The sequence below is a fragment of the Kitasatospora sp. NPDC101235 genome (assembly GCF_044767505.1).
GTDB lineage: Bacteria > Actinomycetota > Actinomycetes > Streptomycetales > Streptomycetaceae > Kitasatospora.
The window spans coordinates 45,957-61,312 of record NZ_JBIWNZ010000029.1 but is presented as its reverse complement, the minus strand read 5'-3'; the positions used below and the strand labels follow the sequence as shown (position 1 = coordinate 61,312).

The window sequence follows — 15,356 nt, the reverse complement described above, 5'->3', positions numbered from 1 at the left end:
TGAAACACGCCGTCCTCTGTGACCCTTGAGGTGTCGAAGCCCAAATTGGATCAAGCAGAGAGACGGCGTGCCTGCCTTCAGCATATGGAAGCGCACCCTGATGGTCGAAAACACCGTGGTCGAGACGGTGCGCTGGGACAAATCAGAACAATGTGCAGTCGCGTCGGTACGGCCTGACGCGCGGCGGCGTGGACGGTGCGGACTGTGCCGACGCCCGGCTCCTTGGTACGACCGGGGACGCGGCCGACGCCGGTGGCGGGACCTGGACCACGGGGCGGTGCGGGTGTTCCTGGAGGCCGACGCCCCGCGGGTCGCCTGCCCCCGGCACGGCCCGACCGTGGCAGCGGTGCCATGGGCCCGGCACGACGCCGGCCACACCCTGGCCTTCGACCAGCAGGCCGCGTGGATGGCCGCCGAATGCTCCAAAAGCGCCGCGGCCGAGCTGTTGCGCTGCACCTGGCGCACGGTCGGCAGGATCGTCGAGCGCTACACCGCCGACCGCGACCGGGGCGCGGACCGGCTGGCGGGGCTTGCTCGGATCGGGATCGACGAGATCTCCTACCGCAAGGGCCAGCGCTACATGACCGTCGTGGTCGACCACGACACCGCCCGCGTGGTCTGGATGGCCGACGGCCACGGCACCAACGTCCTCGCCCGGTTCTTCGACGAACTCGGCGAGGTTCGAGCCGCGCGGCTGACGCACATCAGTGCCGATGGCGCTGCCTGGATCGCCCAGGTCATTGCCGAGCGGGCACCGGGCGCGCTGCGGGCGATGGATCCCTTTCACGTGGTTGCCTGGGCGACCGAGGCGTTGAACACCGAGCGCCGGGCCTCGTGGAACCGGGCCCGGCACGAGCTCGGTGACCGGGAGAAGGCGAGGGCGTTGAAGGACTCCCGCTTCGCGCTGTGGAAGAACGGCGAGGACCTGACCGACCGCCAGGTGGCCAAGTTGGCCTGGATCGCCGCTACCGATCCCAGGCTCCACCGCGCCTGGCGATTGAAGGAAGCCCTGCGGGCCGTCTTCGCCCTGGCCAAGCGCCGTCCCACCGCCGCCCTCAAGGCCCTGGACCAGTGGATCGGCTGGGCCCGCCGCTGCCGCATCCCCGCCTTCGTCGATCTCCAGCGCACGATCACCCGGCACTACGACGCCATCCGCGCCGCGCTGATCACCGGCCTGTCCAACGGGCTGATCGAGTCCACCAACACCAAGACTCGACTGATCATCCGCCGCGGTTTCGGCTTCCACTCGGCCGACGCCGTCATCGCCCTGGTCATGCTCACCCTCGCGGGCCCCCGCCCTACCCTGCCGGGACGCCAACCCGCGACAGCATGACCCACACATCAAGCAGGAGAGCCCCAAAACGGCCCTCCGCCACCACATCGATCTCGCCCACGGCAGCTGACGTCTACTCATTCACGCGCCCACGATTTACCCTTGCAGCCGACCAAGATTGCAACCCGGCACAGGACGCTCTTGCAGTCTGCCCCTGGTGCCCTGCCGAGCTGGCACAACGTGCCGATCTCCGCGGCTACAATCACGACTAGAGCCTGTCTTCAAACTCCCATCCCCCACTCCGTCCCTGATCCGTCGACCGACACCACAGGTCGGCGCAGTCCGGGCCCTGACATACGATCACGTCTCGGGTCATCGTGGGTCGGGGCAATGGGGTGTGGATGTTCAATCTGCTGGTGTCGCAGACGGAGCCGAGGGCGTACCGGACGCTGAGCGATGCGCTGCAGGCAGCCCCGGCCGGGGCGGTCAACATCGCGATCACGCCCGGTCACTACCGGACCGAGGCGTACCGGTTCTGGGGAACGGCGACGATCACCGCGCTCGGCCCGCGCGGGTCCGTCGTGATCGACTGCTCCGACGAGCACAACCTCCAGATCGAGGGCCGCACGACGCTCCAGCGCCTGGTCCTGCGCAACTGGCACCCGGACGGGCTGGCGCTGAGCGTCGTCGGCGGCACCGCGGTGGTGGAGGACTGCGAGTTCGTGAGTCGGTCGGCCACCAGCGTGTCGGCCCGCAGCGGCGCGGAGCTGTTCCTGCGCGGGAGCACCGCCCGCGACGCCGGCATCGCCTACCTGGACGCCGCCGGCGTGATCGAGGGCACCGAGGTGATCGGCGCCGGGGCGTGCGGGATCGCGCTGCGTGACGGCGCCCGGGTGAGCGTGCGCAACTGCCGGGTCAACGGGGCCCGGGAGCACGGGATCTGGGTCACCGCACGGGCCAACCCGCTGATCGAGCAGTGCGAGATCGACGGCCCGGACCAGGCCGGGATCATGGTCGACGCCCACGCCAGGGCCGCGATCCGCGGCGGCTCCGTCTCCGGCTCCAAGCTGTGCGGGCTCGTGGTCCGGGACGACGCCCACGCCACCGTGGAGGGGCTGCGGATCACCGCGGCCGCGATGGACGGCGTCTGGTGCACCACCCGCGGTGTCCTGACCGCCGACGGGGTCACCGTGCAGGACGCCCGCCGCAACGGGGCCGTCGTGGACGACGGCGCCGCGGCCACGCTCACCAACTGCGTCATCGAGGGGTCGACGGACCTCGGGCTCGCGGCCGGCGGCGGGGGCGGCAGCCGGACCGAGGTGACCGGCGGCCGGATCGAGCGGAACAAGGTCGGCGTCGGCTTCGGCGACGACGGCGCGCTCACCATGACCGCGGTCGAGCTGACCCGCAACGCCGACGCCGGCCTGGTGCTCATGCCCGGCGGGCCCGCCCGGTTGCGCAACGTCACCGTCACCAGGACCGAGGGCCCCGGGCTCATCGTGTTCCGGGGCGCCGACGCCGACATCAAGGCACTGGTCTCGACGGCCAACCAGAAGGGCGACCTGCGGGACTTCCAGCCGACGCCGAACTCCACCACAGCTCCTGCCACTACCCCCGCCCCGCCGTCGGCGCCGCCCCGCCCGTCCGTCCCGTCCGCCGAACGGCCGACCGGCAGTACGGCGCCGACCTCCGCCCCGAACGCGTCCCTGGACGCGCTGCTCACCGAGCTGGACGCCATGATCGGCCTGCGCGAGGTCAAGGAGGAGATCGGCAAGCTGGTCAAGTTCCTGCGGGTGGCCGAGCAGCGCCGCCGCGCGGGGGTGGCCCAAGGGCCGTCGATCGGGCGGCACATGGTGTTCTCCGGCTCCGCGGGCACCGGCAAGACCACCGTCGCCCGGCTGTACGGGCGGCTGCTGGCCGCCCTGGGCGTGGTCGCCGACGGCCACGTCACCGAGGTCTCCCGCGCCGATCTGGTCGGCAAGGTGCTCGGCGAGACGACCCAGAAGACCACCGCCGTCTTCCACAACGCCCGCGGGGGCGTGCTGTTCATCGACGAGGCCTACACCCTCTCCCGCCGCTTCGGCGTGGGCACGGACTTCGGCCAGGAGGCGATCGACACCCTGGTGAAGCTGCTGGAGGACCACCGGGACGAGGTCGTCGTCGTGTTCGCCGGCTACTCGGCCGAGATGCGCGAGTTCCTCTCCGCCAACCCCGGCCTCCAGTCCCGGGTCTCCCGCACCATCGAGTTCGAGGACTACACCCCGGACGAACTCGTCGCCATCGTCGAGGGGCTGACCGCGCAGTTCGACTTCGTCCTCGCCGACGGCACACGCGAGGCCCTGAAGGCCCACTTCCAGCAGGCCCGGCGCACCGCGACGTTCGGCAACGGGCGCGAGGCCCGGCGCATCTTCGAGGCCGCCATCCAGCAGCAGGCGCTGCGGCTGGCCGACCACGACGACCCCTCGCCCGAGGAACTGGTGCAGCTCCTGCCCGAGGACCTGAACGGCGTGGTCGACCGCGGCCTGGGCACACGCTTCGGCGAGGCCAGGGACACCGACCAGCTGAACGCCATCCTGGGCGAACTCTCCGCCATGGTGGGCCTGGAGAGTATCAAGCAGCAGATCCGGGACCTGATGGACCTGATCGTGATGGCCCGGCGCCGCCGCGCGGCCGGCCTGCCCGCCGACCCGCTGCCCAGCCACCTGGTCTTCTCCGGCCCGCCCGGGACGGGCAAGACCACCGTCGCCCGGCTGTACGGCTCGCTGCTCGCGGCCTTGGGCGTCCTCGCCCGCGGGCAGGTCGTCGAGGTCTCCCGCGCGGGCCTGGTCGGCGCGTTCACCGGGCAGACCGCGGCCCTGACCGCCGAGGCCTTCGAACGGGCCCGCGGCGGTGTGCTGTTCATCGACGAGGCGTACGCCCTGGTCCGCCCGGCCGGCTCGGGGCCCGACTACGGGCAGGAGGCGATCGACACCCTGGTGAAGCTGATGGAGGACCACCGCGACGAGGTCGTCGTCATCGTGGCCGGCTACACCGACGAGATGCAGTCCTTCCTCGCCGCCAACCCCGGCCTCGCCTCCCGCTTCTCCGCCACCGTCGAGTTCCCCGCCTACGGCCTCGACGAACTCGTCGAGATCCTGGTCCGGATGGCCGAACCCGCCGGTTACACCCTCCCCGCCGACACCCTGGCCGCCGTGCGCTCCCACCTCACCACCCACGCCCCCGACTACGCCCTCGGCAACGCCCGCGAGGTCCGCAAACTCCTCGCCGCCGTCCAGACCGCCCAGGCCCGCCGCCTCCGCGACCGCGAACGCACGGGCCTGGAGACCACCGTCGACGACCTCCGCCTCTTCCACCCGGAGGACATCGACGCCTAGATGAATGATGCGAAGGGTTAGTGGTCGTAGGCGATCAGCGAGCGCATGACGGGCTGGCCGGTACGGTCGTTGTGCCAGATCCCGACGGTGAGTGCGAGGACGCGTTGCAGGACGCGGACCGTCACCCCGCCGGGGGGTGCGGCCCTGGTGGCGTTCGAGGTCGAGCTGGGCCTTGAAGGTCTGGTTGACCGACTCGATGATCTGCCTCAGTGGCCTGAACAGCCCTGATCCGGGCCGCTGCGGTTCGCCTTTACGGGCGGGCCGCAGCAGCCGGACATCCCGTTCGCGGAGTTCTTGTTCGAACGCGGCGCCGAAGTAGTTCCGGTCGCCGATCAGGGTCTGTCCGGGCCGGCCGGTGAGCAGGCCCGGCCCGGTGTCGAACATGCCGAGCAGGGTCTCGCGTTCGTCGGCTTTGGCCCCGGTCAGGGCGAATGCGATGGGCAGGCCGTGCAGGGTGCACACCAGGTGCAGCCGAAGTCCCCAGAAGAACCGGGAGTGGCTGGCGCAGTAGCCGTAACCGGCCCAGCCGGCCAGGTCGGACCGCTTGACGGTCTCCCGGGAGCGTCCGCACTCGACCGGGGTGGAGTCGACGACCCACACGGTGTCCGTCCACAGCGAGGTGTCCGTCGCGAGCAGGCGGTTCACGCGGGCGATCAGGTCGGCAGCCTTGCGCAGTCGTCTGTTGTAGCCCGACTGCCCGGGCAGGTACGGGAACAGGTGCCGCAGGTGGGCGCGGGCGTGGCGGACCCAGCGACGTTCGGAGGTGAAGCCGAGCAGGGCCTGCATCACCGCGAGGGTGACCAGTTCGGCGTCGCTGAGCCGGGGTGCGATCCCGATCTCGGGCCGCCAGGGGGCCAGATGCGGCGAGTCCTTCAACAGGTCGTCGGTCTTCACGTAAAGTGCGGTGGCGAGGGAGTCCAGGTCTGGCGTCACAACCGATCTCTGGACTCCCTCGCCTCATTTCATGCTCCGACGGCGGGCGATAACCGGGTGTGTTGTCGGAGCGTCCGGCTCTACGCTGCGGCCGTGACGTTCTATTCCGGCTGGGGCCCCAGCCCGGCGTTCGACGATCAGGCCCTCACCGTCGACATCGCCGGCTCGGTGCCGACGGCTGCCGACGCCCAGCAGGTGACAGAGATCCTCTTCGCGTGGGGCTGGCGGGTACGCAAGCAGTCCTGGACAGAGTTCGAAGCTGAGCACACCTACGCCCGGTTGTCAGTGCTCCCGCTGGACCCGGTGACCTTCACGGGCGAGATCGCGATCACTGGGATCACGGAACTGATCGACACCTTCGGCCGGATCGGCCACCGCTGCACCATCGAACTCTATGACCCGGATAGCGGCGAACTCCTCGCCGAACGCCCTGTCCGCCCATAGCCAAGCCTCGAACCGACGGACGGCCACGCTTGTTGACCGCATACGACCGCTAACCCTTGGCATCAGTCATCTAGAGATCGAGCCTATTCAGAGAGGCCACCGATCGGGTGACGGCCTGGTGGTCGGGATGAGGGCAGAACGAACGAGGCTCCCGGGCGGTTGAGCGAGATGTCTCACGTCTCAAACAACCAGCCAGGAAGCCTCGTTGGTCACCTATCCTGCCGCACTGGACCTGCCTCACGCGCTCGTTGAGTGGGTCACCATGCTCATCGTCACCCGGGAGGGTGACCGCCGTTGCAAACTCCGGCCCTCCCAGCGAGCCCTGGTCGCTGGCCTGCCGCTACTGCGCGCCGAGTTGGTGGGCGCGCAGGGCGGCGGCGCCGGTTTCGGCGAGCCAGTCGGCCAGGGTGCGCAGTCCGGGGTGGATGACGCGCAGCGCCTCAATGTCGGCGTGCCAGCGGTGTCCGGTGGCCCACTGCCGGCGGACCTCGGCGAACTCCGGGTTCAGCGCGGCCGCCTCCTCGTGGGTGACCCACTCGTAGCGCACCGGGATGCCGGTCGCGGCACTGATCGCGGCGGCGGCCTCGACCGGGGTGAGGTCATCGCCGGCCAGCTCCAGGGTCCGCCCGGCGAACCGCTCCGGCTGCTCGAAGGCCAGGGCCGCGAACTCGGCGATGTCCTCCAAGGCGATGACCTGCAGCGGCTCGTGCGGGGCGAAGAGGTGCCGGTGGACGCCGTCGACGATCCCGTCGAGGCCGACGCCGGTCCCGAAGTAGTTCGTCATGAACCGCACCGGGCGCAGCACGGTCACCAGCGGGAACCGCTCGCGCAGGTACTGCTCGACGCGCCGCTTCCCCGGGGCCGCGAACGCCGCGCCGGAGGTCGAGGCGACGCCGGTGAACACCACCTGGCGGACTCCCGCGGCCGCCGCCGCGTCGGCCAGCGCCCGGCCGCGGGTGAACTCCAGCTCGTGGTCGGTGCCCTTGGGCCCGTAGGCCACCGGCGGTACGGCGAACAGCGCGGCGGTGCCGGCCAGCGCCGGTTCGAGGCCCGACGGCTCGTCGAAGTCCGCGCGGACCAGCTCGGCTCCGGCCTCCGCGAGCGCCACGGCGGCGGGCGAGGACGGGTCCCGGACCAGTGCGCGCACCGCCCGGCCGCCGGCCAGCAGCCGCCGTGCCGTCGCGGCGCCCTGCCGGCCGGTGGCGCCGGTCACGGCAACGGTGCCCCGGGCGGTGCTGGTGTTGTCGGTCATGTTGTCCTCCCTCTCCCCGGGGTCGTGCCCAGGGACGCTGTGGTGAGCTCGATCCATCTGGAATACTCCAACCCGTTTGACTCCGGGGAAACAAGGGGTTTCGTGACATGACCGCAGTGATCGGCGGCGGCGACCGGGCCGACGCCCGCCGCAACCGGGCCAGGGTGCTGGCCGCCGCCGGCGAGGCGTTCGCCGAGCAGGGGCTCGATGTCCCGCTGGGCGAGATCGCCCGCCGGGCGGGCGTCGGCGCCGGCACCGTGTACCGGCACTTCCCGAGCAAGCAGGCCCTCCTGGAGGCGGTGTTCGCCCAGCAGCTGACCGACCTGGTCGCCTCCGGCGAACGGCGGATGGCCCGGTTCGCACCCACCGAGGCGTTCTTCGGGTTCGTCCTGGACGTCGTCGAGACATCCCACCGGCGCGGCCCCCTCTGCGACGTCGTGGCCGCCGACGCGAGCTGGCCGCGCCCGGTGCTCACGGCCGCCGTGCTGAGGTTCCGCCAGGTCCTGGCGGCGCTGCTGGAGGCGGCGCAGCGGGTCGGCGGCGTCCGCGCCGACGTCGGCCCCGACGACGTCGCCGCCCTCACCCTCGGGTGCGTCGCGATGCTCGACGCGCGCCGTGATCGACCGGCGGGCCGCAGGCTCGTCCGGCTGACCCTGGACGGATTGCGTCTCCCCGGTTCCGTCACGGAAGTCCGGGGCTTTCGTGACGGAACCGCCGGCCCCGGCGGCCCCGGTGCGCGTGGTGTGCGCGGGGACGCGGTCGCGTGCTGCGAGGAGTGCGGGGCCGCGCTCGCCGTCCGACCCACCGGCCGACCGGTGCGCTACTGCGGCGCCACCTGCCGCCAGCGGGCCCGCCGTCGGCGCCTCGCGGGCTGACCGGAAACGTCCGGTCCACCCGGTGGATGCTCCCCAGGCCATCCGCACCCGGTGGCGCGCCCTCGTCACCGCGCGCCAGCACCGCCTCCGCAGCGGCGGCGCCAGAGAGGAAGCCGGCTCCCCGTCGAATCCCGTGGCGGCTCGCCTGGAGCTATGGCGCGGCGGTGGCCAGGGTGTCGTCGACCAGGACCTCGGGCACCGGGTCCGCGGCGGAGCGCGCGGTGCTGGAGCGGGCCGCCGACGCGATGGAGCAGGCCAGCGGCCGGGAGATCGTCCCCGGCGGCGAGGGACAGCTCGACGACGAGCTGCGCTACGCCTTGGCCGCCGGCCTGGTGACCGGCAACCCCTACGCCGGCGGCCTGCCGGTACTGGCGCCCGGGGAACGGGTCGCGCTCACGGCGGTGTGCGCGCTGGTCGCGGCGACGCCGGTCACGGTGCTGAACGACCCGGTACGTGAGCTGCCCGTACTGTGCGCGGTGATCGACGACGCGCCGGCCCTGGCCGCGTGGGAGCCGCTCCCGGCTGGAGACACGGCCGGTCGATGACACGCCCTCCCGCCCCTGCCGGCAGAACGCAGGTGGCGCCGGGTCCGACCGGCCCCGCCTGGTACGTAGTCAGTTCGAGTGAAGGTCCGTCACCGAACGATGAACCGGCGCCCGGCCGCCGTAGCCTCGCCTCGACCGAGGTGCGCGACGCGTTTCGCAGCCGCAGCAGTCCATCGACGCGGAAAGGCCATCGACAGCATGACGCACACAACGGGCGGGAACGACACGACGACCGCGGGGCCCTCCCGCCGCAGGCTCCTCAAGATCGGCTTCGGCGCGGTCGTCGGGACGGCGGCAATCGGCTCAGGCACCCCCGCGGCCGTCGCCGGCGGGCCCAACGACCCGACCATCCCAACGATCGCCACCAAGGTGAAGAACCTCAGCGGCGACGCCGAGACGGGGTGGCTCGGCGCACCGTGGACGGACCTCGGCATCCCCGTGCGGTGTCCCGACGGCAGCATGCTCTTCGTCTGCGGCGACACCTTCGACGGCAACGGGGTGGGCGACGGCAACTGGTACGCCCCCGCCGGCCTGCGCTCCAGTAGCGCGGACCTGAACAACCTGCGAATCGACGGCGTCGTCGGCGGCGACCACGCCCGCAGCCTTGTCGACGAGCCGCACAACCCGGTCGGCGACCACCGCACGACGGCGATCCCCTCCGACGTGTTCGTCGTCGACGGCGTGATGTACATGCACCTCATGCGCGGCGTCCTCTACGACACCCACCACACCGACTTCTGGCGCTCCTTCGACAACGGGGAGACCTGGGAGTACCTGTGCAAGTGGCCGGCCGACCTGCACGGCGGCCAGTTCCAGCAGAAGACGTACGCGGTGGCCGACGACGGCTACTGCTACGTCCTGTCCACGGTCTTCAACCGGGACGTGGACTCGGGCATGCTGCTGCACCGGGTCCGCAAGGAGAGCCTCGGCGACCCGGGCGCCTACGAGCCGTGGGGCTATGACAACGGCTGGCGGTGGAACGCGCCTGCCCCGACGACCGTCTTCGGCACCCGCAAGTGGGGCGAGATCTGCTTCCGCGCCATGGACGGCAAGTACGTGCTCACGTGGCTGAACATGGACCCGCTGTCGATCAGGGCGATGGTCTTCCCGCTGCCGACCTCGGACCTGACGAGGACGCCGGAGCAGACCATGATCCTCCCCTGCGACCCGGGGCAGGAGGCAGGGAACCTCGTCCTCAGCCCCTACGGCGGCTTCGTCATCCCCGGCTCGACCTTCGGCAATTTCCACATCGTCGTCAGCCAGTGGTACGTCCCGGACCCGAGGAACTACCGGATCATGCAGTACCGGATCAACATGGTGTCCTGAGCGCCGCCCGCACACCCGGGGCCGAGCAGCTCTCCGGCGTTGCGGATCAGGTCGTAGCGGCCCAGACCGCGCAGGTACGGCTCCGACGGCGGGCGCAGCGGGTCGTCGTCCTGCTGGCGAGGGAGCACAACCGGCGGGGCAGGTTCGGCGTCGGCCGGTACCGCCGGGACGGGCTGCTCCTGGTCCTCGCCGGCGTCCGGGGTTTCGCCCCGCGAGGCGGAACCGTTGTGGTCCTGGTCCGTCGTCGGTCGAACCGGCGTCGTCGCCCCACAGGTCGATCCGCTCGACCAGGCGCCGGCTGACGCGCTCGGACTCGGTGAGGTCGGGCCAGCGGGTCTTGTCCCGGATGTCCTGCGCGGTGGCGAAGACGCGGGAGCTGTAGCCGGGCAGCCGGAGCGTCAGTTCCTTGAAGGCTGCGACCGGGTCGCCGGTCTCGGTCTCCTCCAGGAAGGCGGTCAGCTTGCGGCGCAACACGTCGGCCAGGCTGAGCAGGTAGCGGCCGTGCTCGCCCCAGCGGTCGTCGTCGGCCGGGACAGCGGCTGCGGGCGCAGCAGCAGCAGCCGGTTCGGCCGGGCGGGTTTCGCCCCGCGTCCTGTGGCGGGACGAAACGCCGCCCGGGACGGGAGGCCACCAATGTGCTGACCCGCGGTGGGGAGTTTGGCCGCGGCGAGACTCACCAAGTGTGCCGGGCCGAACTCACCGGGCCGTGCGGTGTCCTGTTAGCCGGTCACCGGGTGTGGTGGTGCCGGGCGTGGGCGCCCGGGCGAGGGCGCAGGGTGGGGTGGTGGGCGTCCTCGTGGTGATCGAGCAGCCGCAGCAGCCGGACCTCCTGGTCGTGCACGCCACTGGCTCCGATCCGGACGCGCCCGGTGACCCGCTGCCGGTGACGGCCTGCGGGATCGACTCCGCGAGCATGGTCGTCGACCCGTGGCGGCCGCGCATCGACACCTATTCGTCATCAGTGACTGATGTTTCGGCTATGTCGGCGCGCTCGAACCACGATCTCGCCTCATCGGGCATGCCGATCGACTGGTAGTACCGCCCGAGCGCGAGCATCGAGGCCGCGTGGCCCGCTTCGGCCGCCTTGCGCCGCCAGAGCATTGCCTGCCCGTCTGCGCGGCGGTGGAGGAACCGGGCGAGGTCCGCCATAGCCTCTACGTCGCCGGCGCTCACTGCCTGGCGGTAGAGGCTTTCCGCGCCCGCCTCGTCCCCGAGGCGGGCGAGCCGTGCGGCAGCCTGCCGCAAGGATTGGGTATCCGCGGTGCGCCGGTGGTTCCGGGCAAGGGCGAGGTTGGCCGCCGTACGGGTGTTGCGTTGTTCGGGGCGTGGCAGGTCTGCCGCCGACAGTTGCCGGTACAGGCCTTCGTAGATTGCATTCAGGGTGAGGAGGTCGGGCGCCAGTTCGCTGCCGTGCCGGATTATTCGGATCAAGGCACCGGTGAAAGCGGTGTGCTCGGCGCCGACTGGCGCGCTCGAGGTTCGGTTCGCGGGCGATGAGGCCAGGGTGTAGGTGCCGGCGACGTCGAGCTGTGCCGCCACGATTGACGTGCTGTCCGTCATGGCGCTGGCGGTGGCGCGGCCGGAGAAGCAGCAGTCCAGGATCAGTATTCGGTTGGCGGCCCGTGCGGTGGCCAGTCTTCTGCGGACCAGGGGGAACGGCAGGGCGGTCCAGGCGATGAGTTCGCGGTCGGCGTGCGTGTCGGGCAGGCCAAGGTAGAGCTCCCCGTCGTCGCCGATCAGACCGTGTCCCGCGTAGTAGATCAGCAGCATATCCTCGGCCTGCGAGGCGGCGGCGGCCAGAGCTGGGCCGAGGACGGCGAGCGGTGCGTCGAGGTAGGTCCAGCAACTGCCCGGGAGCAGGCCGGTGCCCGCTTCGCTGACCAGGATGTTCCGCATCTCCGAGAGGTTGTTCGCAACTGCGGGAAGCGCGGGCAGTGTGCGGTCGTGAAATGCGCTCGTGCCCAGAAGTACGGCCCGGGACTTACGGGGGTCGGGGAGCCGACTCACGGTTCCAGGGCTTTGCGCACGAGGGCGTCCACTGTCTCAGGGTTCGCGTCGCGGACGGAGACTTTCACCGACATCCCGCCCTCCCGGGAGAACTCGACGTCCGCGGAGGGGCGGCGGTGCTTGATCCAAGTGGAGACGGCGGTGGCCAGGATCGCCCCGGCTCCCTGTGCCCCGAGCGCGACGACCAGGGTGTCGGCTATGCCGCCCATCTCGTCAGCCCGTACGGCGGGAGCCGGGACGGTGACACGGCCGCGCAGTTCGTCCTCCTCGGCAAGCCAGGCGGCGAGGCCCTCCAGGTCGGCCGCCGCCGATTCGCCGATGAGAGTGATCGTGATGTCCACCGTGCGGTATCCCTTCGATCCGGCGCCGCTAAGCGCCCGTTCCGTTCTGCCGAAGCTGCTCCTGGACTTTGCGCAGCAGGTCCAGGGCCATCTCGTCGCCGGTCTGTGCGGCCCGCTCGCCCCAGATCGCGGCTTCGGCGCCGCGGCCGGTCGCACCCAGGAGCGTGGCCAGCATGACCATCGTGGGACCATGGCCGGCCTCGGCGCCCTGGCGCCACCACCGTTCGGCCTCGACGAGGTCGTTCTGCCCGTGCCGAAGCCAGCCCACCTGGAAGGTGGCGGCTGAGTTGCCGGCCTCGGCTCCGCGCTCGTACCAGCGCGCTGCCTCGCCGAGTTCCCCACGTTCCTCGAACCCATGCCCGACGAGGTACATGGCCATGCCGTCGCCGCCCTCAGCTGCCTGGCGCAGCCACTGTTCCGATTCGCCGAGATCCCCGCGCAGCCGGGTCAGGTGGGAGAGCCTCATCATGGCGTCGGTGACTCCGGCCGTGGCGGCCTGCCGGTACCAGTGCTCGGCCTCCTCAGGATCGGAGCGCGATATCACGTCGCCCAGCAGGCTCATCGCCATCGGCATCCCGCTGTGCGCCGCCTTGCGGTACCACTGCTCGGCCTGGGGCAGGTCTTCGGACCTGTGGGCCATAAGGCCGAGTTCCAAGACGGAGGACATGTGGCCTGCGTCGGCGGCCCGCCGATACCAGGCCTCGGCCTCGGCCAGGTTTCCCCTGGCCAGCTCAAGTGCGCCCAGCGAGGCGAAGGCCCCGGGGACGCCTTGCTCGGCGCATCGCCGATGCCACGGCTCGGCCTCGTCGCCGCGCCCAAGCATGTCGAGATAGGCGCCGTAGATGAACATCCCGTCTGGATAGCCGGTTTCGGCCGCCTCCCGGTACCACCGTTCCGCGTCGGCGGCCTCGCCCTGTCGATGCTTGAGCCGGGCCAGCAGGACCCGCGCCTGGGACCGCGTCGCGGCCGCCTGCGCGACCGCGATCGCCTGCCGGTAGTACTTCTCGGCCTGCGCGTCGTCGTTGTGCCTCTCGCAGCGCTCCCCCAGTCCGAGGAACCCCAATTCGTGGCCGCCCTCAGCGGCGGCCACACAGTAAGGCCATGCCTCGTCATGGGCACCGCGCTGCTGGAGGATCCGTCCCAGGATCGCCGAAGCCTGGACGCTGCCCATGGCTGCGGCTTTCCGCAGCAGCCGCTCCGACGCCTCGTGCTCGCCCTCCTCCCAGAGCTGCCACGAGCGCTGCACCATCACTTCAGTGTCTGCAGACCCGCCCATAGCGCCTCCCGTGAAGAACCAGACGTCTGATCCCGGAGCCCGTCGAAGGCCAGTACAGCCTCGAAGCCTCCAGAGGTGAAAACCGCTATCCGCGAACCTGGGCGATCACCGTCGCGACGAGCGTGACCCCAGGCAACGCGAGCAGAACGAGCGCACAGCCTGCACCGCCCCCAGCTCCGGCTCGGGCTCGGGCTGCGGTTTCGCTCCTTTCCTGCTGCTCCACGGCTGCAGCGAGCCGCGTGCCCGACGCGTGCGCGGCATCCAGGTAGGTCTCCATGTACAGCTCGTACCGACCCGGGCCCAGCAGACCGTGCAGCTGTCCGGCCGCTTCGGCGGAACCGCCGGGATACTCCTTGGCGGCCCAATCGGCCAGTACGTGCGGCGTGAACCTCGGATCGGCTCCCGATGCCGCTTGGACCTGCAGGGACAGCACCGCCCCAATACTCCAGGGCGACGCCCCCGTGTGATAAAGGAACGTCGCCGTACCGGCCGTATGGCCATTGACGACGCGGGCCATCGCGACCCGATAGGCGTCCCCCGGTGCCGGATCGACCGAGGTGATGCGAACACCGTCGCTGGCGGCAAGCGCTGCGAGTAACGCGGGGCCATTAGACACCCGCGCAGTCTCGCAGGGAACCAGCGGCTTGCACAGAGGAACGACCGGTAACTACCCGAAAGGATTGGACAGTTGAACTGAAGAGATGGCCGACTGTCGTGCTGTGCACAGGCGCGCTCGCCGACGCCACCGGCGGGGCGCCGCTCGACACGACGATGCTCCTACATCGTCGGCCACACCGTCGAGGCGGCCGAGTCAGCCGAGCGGGCGGAGGAGTTGATCCGCGAGACCATCGCGCGCAACGGCATCGCCCCCCAGACCGTGCACGCCGACCGGGGCACCTCGATGACCTCGAAGAAGGTCTCCCAGCTCCTGATCGATCTCGGCGTCGCCAGGAGTCACTCGCGCTCCAAGGTCTCCAACGACAACCCCTACAGCGAGGCCCAGTTCAAGACCACCAAGTACATGTCCGATTATCCCGAGCGGTTCGACTCCCTGGCCCGCGCCCGCGAATGGTTCGACGCCTTCATCTCGTACTACAACCACGATCACCGGCACTCGGGCATCGGACTTCACACGCCCGCCAGCGTCCACTTCGGCACCGCCGAAGAGATCCGTGACCAGCGGGCCATCACCCTCGCCGAGGCCTACGCACGGCACCCCGAACGCTTCGGCCGCCGCCCCAAACCACCCGAGATCCCAAAGACGGCATGGATCAACGACCCAGCCACACGCAGGGAACCCGCACCACAAACCCCATAACGTCACGACCGTCTCACTGGACCTGAAATCTTCCGCCAGGACCTCTGGTTCCACCACACCGACAACGTCGCGCTCAACACCATCACCATCCACCACCAGCACGTGACCATCCATGCCGCAACCACCGGCGACGTCACGGAAGATCGGCCCGCTCCCCACCCAGTGGTCCGGCGTCCTTCATCAGACACTGGGCGATCGCGACTTCGGCGTCGGCAACGCCCTGACGAGCGCTTCGGACGGGAGCAGGCTCTGTCCAAGGCTTTGGCGACTTCGAAATCGTCGAACACTCGGCGTACTCAGACGCTGCGCCAGTCCGCACGGGCCTGGAAGAAGCTGACCGTGTTCATGGCCAGGGATACGAGAGCGGGCGAGGAGCAGCGGGCCGATCGGCA

General features: G+C 70.7%; 13 protein-coding genes and 2 pseudogenes. 8 read left to right on the top strand and 7 right to left on the bottom strand.

What is annotated here, in order from left to right:
* Window positions 1-100 precede the first annotated feature (100 nt).
* Together ACIRRH_RS34815 and ACIRRH_RS34810 are read left to right on the top strand one after the other, a co-directional pair.
* Window positions 101-1,333: an ISL3 family transposase gene (locus tag ACIRRH_RS34815; protein ID WP_403075465.1), complete on the top strand. Its 1,233-nt coding sequence runs from the start codon at window positions 101-103 to the stop codon at window positions 1,331-1,333.
* 356 nt (window positions 1,334-1,689) lie between these two features.
* Entirely contained in the window at window positions 1,690-4,647 is a 2,958-nt protein-coding gene (locus tag ACIRRH_RS34810; protein ID WP_403075463.1) for an AAA family ATPase, read from the top strand.
* A gap of 17 nt (window positions 4,648-4,664) precedes the next feature.
* Here ACIRRH_RS34810 and ACIRRH_RS34805 read toward each other — a convergent pair.
* A pseudogene (locus ACIRRH_RS34805) lies at window positions 4,665-5,580 on the bottom strand (IS982 family transposase).
* A gap of 93 nt (window positions 5,581-5,673) precedes the next feature.
* Between ACIRRH_RS34805 and ACIRRH_RS34800 the strand changes: the two are divergent.
* A complete protein-coding gene (locus ACIRRH_RS34800) occupies window positions 5,674-6,024 on the top strand; it encodes a hypothetical protein (RefSeq protein ID WP_403075460.1) in 351 nt (116 codons plus the stop codon).
* 205 nt (window positions 6,025-6,229) lie between these two features.
* Window positions 6,230-6,362, top strand: a pseudogene (locus ACIRRH_RS34795) (IS5/IS1182 family transposase); the annotation flags it as partial.
* Between the two features lie 2 nt (window positions 6,363-6,364).
* On the opposite strand, the gene ACIRRH_RS34790 reads toward ACIRRH_RS34795, so the two are convergent.
* Window positions 6,365-7,276 carry an NmrA family NAD(P)-binding protein gene (locus ACIRRH_RS34790; RefSeq protein WP_403075458.1) on the bottom strand — a complete coding sequence of 304 codons (912 nt, stop codon included), beginning with the start codon at window positions 7,274-7,276 and terminating at the stop codon, window positions 6,365-6,367.
* 107 nt (window positions 7,277-7,383) lie between these two features.
* On the opposite strand from ACIRRH_RS34790, the gene ACIRRH_RS34785 reads away from it, so the two are divergent.
* From ACIRRH_RS34785 to ACIRRH_RS34775, 3 genes are all read left to right on the top strand, one after another.
* Window positions 7,384-8,151: a TetR/AcrR family transcriptional regulator gene (locus ACIRRH_RS34785; protein WP_403075455.1), complete on the top strand. Its 768-nt coding sequence runs from the start codon at window positions 7,384-7,386 to the stop codon at window positions 8,149-8,151.
* A gap of 173 nt (window positions 8,152-8,324) precedes the next feature.
* Window positions 8,325-8,696: a hypothetical protein gene (locus ACIRRH_RS34780; protein ID WP_403075454.1), complete on the top strand. Its 372-nt coding sequence runs from the start codon at window positions 8,325-8,327 to the stop codon at window positions 8,694-8,696.
* Between the two features lie 198 nt (window positions 8,697-8,894).
* Window positions 8,895-10,022 (top strand): DUF4185 domain-containing protein, encoded by a 1,128-nt coding sequence (locus ACIRRH_RS34775; protein WP_403075453.1) that lies wholly within the window; start codon window positions 8,895-8,897, stop codon window positions 10,020-10,022.
* On the opposite strand, the gene ACIRRH_RS34770 is transcribed toward ACIRRH_RS34775, so the two are convergent.
* From ACIRRH_RS34770 to ACIRRH_RS34750, 5 genes are all read right to left on the bottom strand, one after another.
* Window positions 9,983-10,150 carry a hypothetical protein gene (locus ACIRRH_RS34770; protein WP_403075450.1) on the bottom strand — a complete coding sequence of 56 codons (168 nt, stop codon included), beginning with the start codon at window positions 10,148-10,150 and terminating at the stop codon, window positions 9,983-9,985. The genes ACIRRH_RS34775 and ACIRRH_RS34770 overlap by 40 nt on opposite strands.
* Before the next feature lie 820 nt (window positions 10,151-10,970).
* On the bottom strand, window positions 10,971-12,029 hold the full coding sequence (locus ACIRRH_RS34765; protein WP_403075448.1) for a caspase family protein: 1,059 nt from the start codon (window positions 12,027-12,029) through the stop codon (window positions 10,971-10,973).
* Window positions 12,026-12,370 (bottom strand): hypothetical protein, encoded by a 345-nt coding sequence (locus ACIRRH_RS34760; RefSeq protein ID WP_403075447.1) that lies wholly within the window; start codon window positions 12,368-12,370, stop codon window positions 12,026-12,028. Before ACIRRH_RS34760 ends, ACIRRH_RS34765 begins: the two co-directional genes overlap by 4 nt.
* Before the next feature lie 28 nt (window positions 12,371-12,398).
* Window positions 12,399-13,619, bottom strand: coding sequence for a tetratricopeptide repeat protein (locus ACIRRH_RS34755; RefSeq protein ID WP_403075444.1), 1,221 nt, complete (start codon window positions 13,617-13,619; stop codon window positions 12,399-12,401).
* 112 nt (window positions 13,620-13,731) lie between these two features.
* On the bottom strand, window positions 13,732-14,262 hold the full coding sequence (locus ACIRRH_RS34750) for a hypothetical protein (protein ID WP_403075441.1): 531 nt from the start codon (window positions 14,260-14,262) through the stop codon (window positions 13,732-13,734).
* A 93-nt stretch (window positions 14,263-14,355) separates the two neighbouring features.
* Between ACIRRH_RS34750 and ACIRRH_RS34745 the strand changes: the two genes are divergently transcribed.
* Window positions 14,356-14,964 (top strand): transposase, encoded by a 609-nt coding sequence (locus tag ACIRRH_RS34745; RefSeq protein WP_403075579.1) that lies wholly within the window; start codon window positions 14,356-14,358, stop codon window positions 14,962-14,964.
* The last annotated feature ends 392 nt before the right edge of the window (window positions 14,965-15,356 follow it).

What these genes read in the sequence shown, in the direction of transcription:
- ACIRRH_RS34815 (WP_403075465.1), top strand. Translation starts at nt 101, where the DNA reads ATGGTCGAAAACACCGTGGTCGAGACGGTGCGCTGGGACAAATCAGAA.
- ACIRRH_RS34755 (WP_403075444.1), bottom strand. Translation starts at nt 13,619, where the DNA reads ATGGTGCAGCGCTCGTGGCAGCTCTGGGAGGAGGGCGAGCACGAGGCG.
- ACIRRH_RS34775 (WP_403075453.1), top strand. Translation starts at nt 8,895, where the DNA reads ATGACGCACACAACGGGCGGGAACGACACGACGACCGCGGGGCCCTCC.
- ACIRRH_RS34790 (WP_403075458.1), bottom strand. Translation starts at nt 7,276, where the DNA reads ATGACCGACAACACCAGCACCGCCCGGGGCACCGTTGCCGTGACCGGC.
- ACIRRH_RS34785 (WP_403075455.1), top strand. Translation starts at nt 7,384, where the DNA reads ATGACCGCAGTGATCGGCGGCGGCGACCGGGCCGACGCCCGCCGCAAC.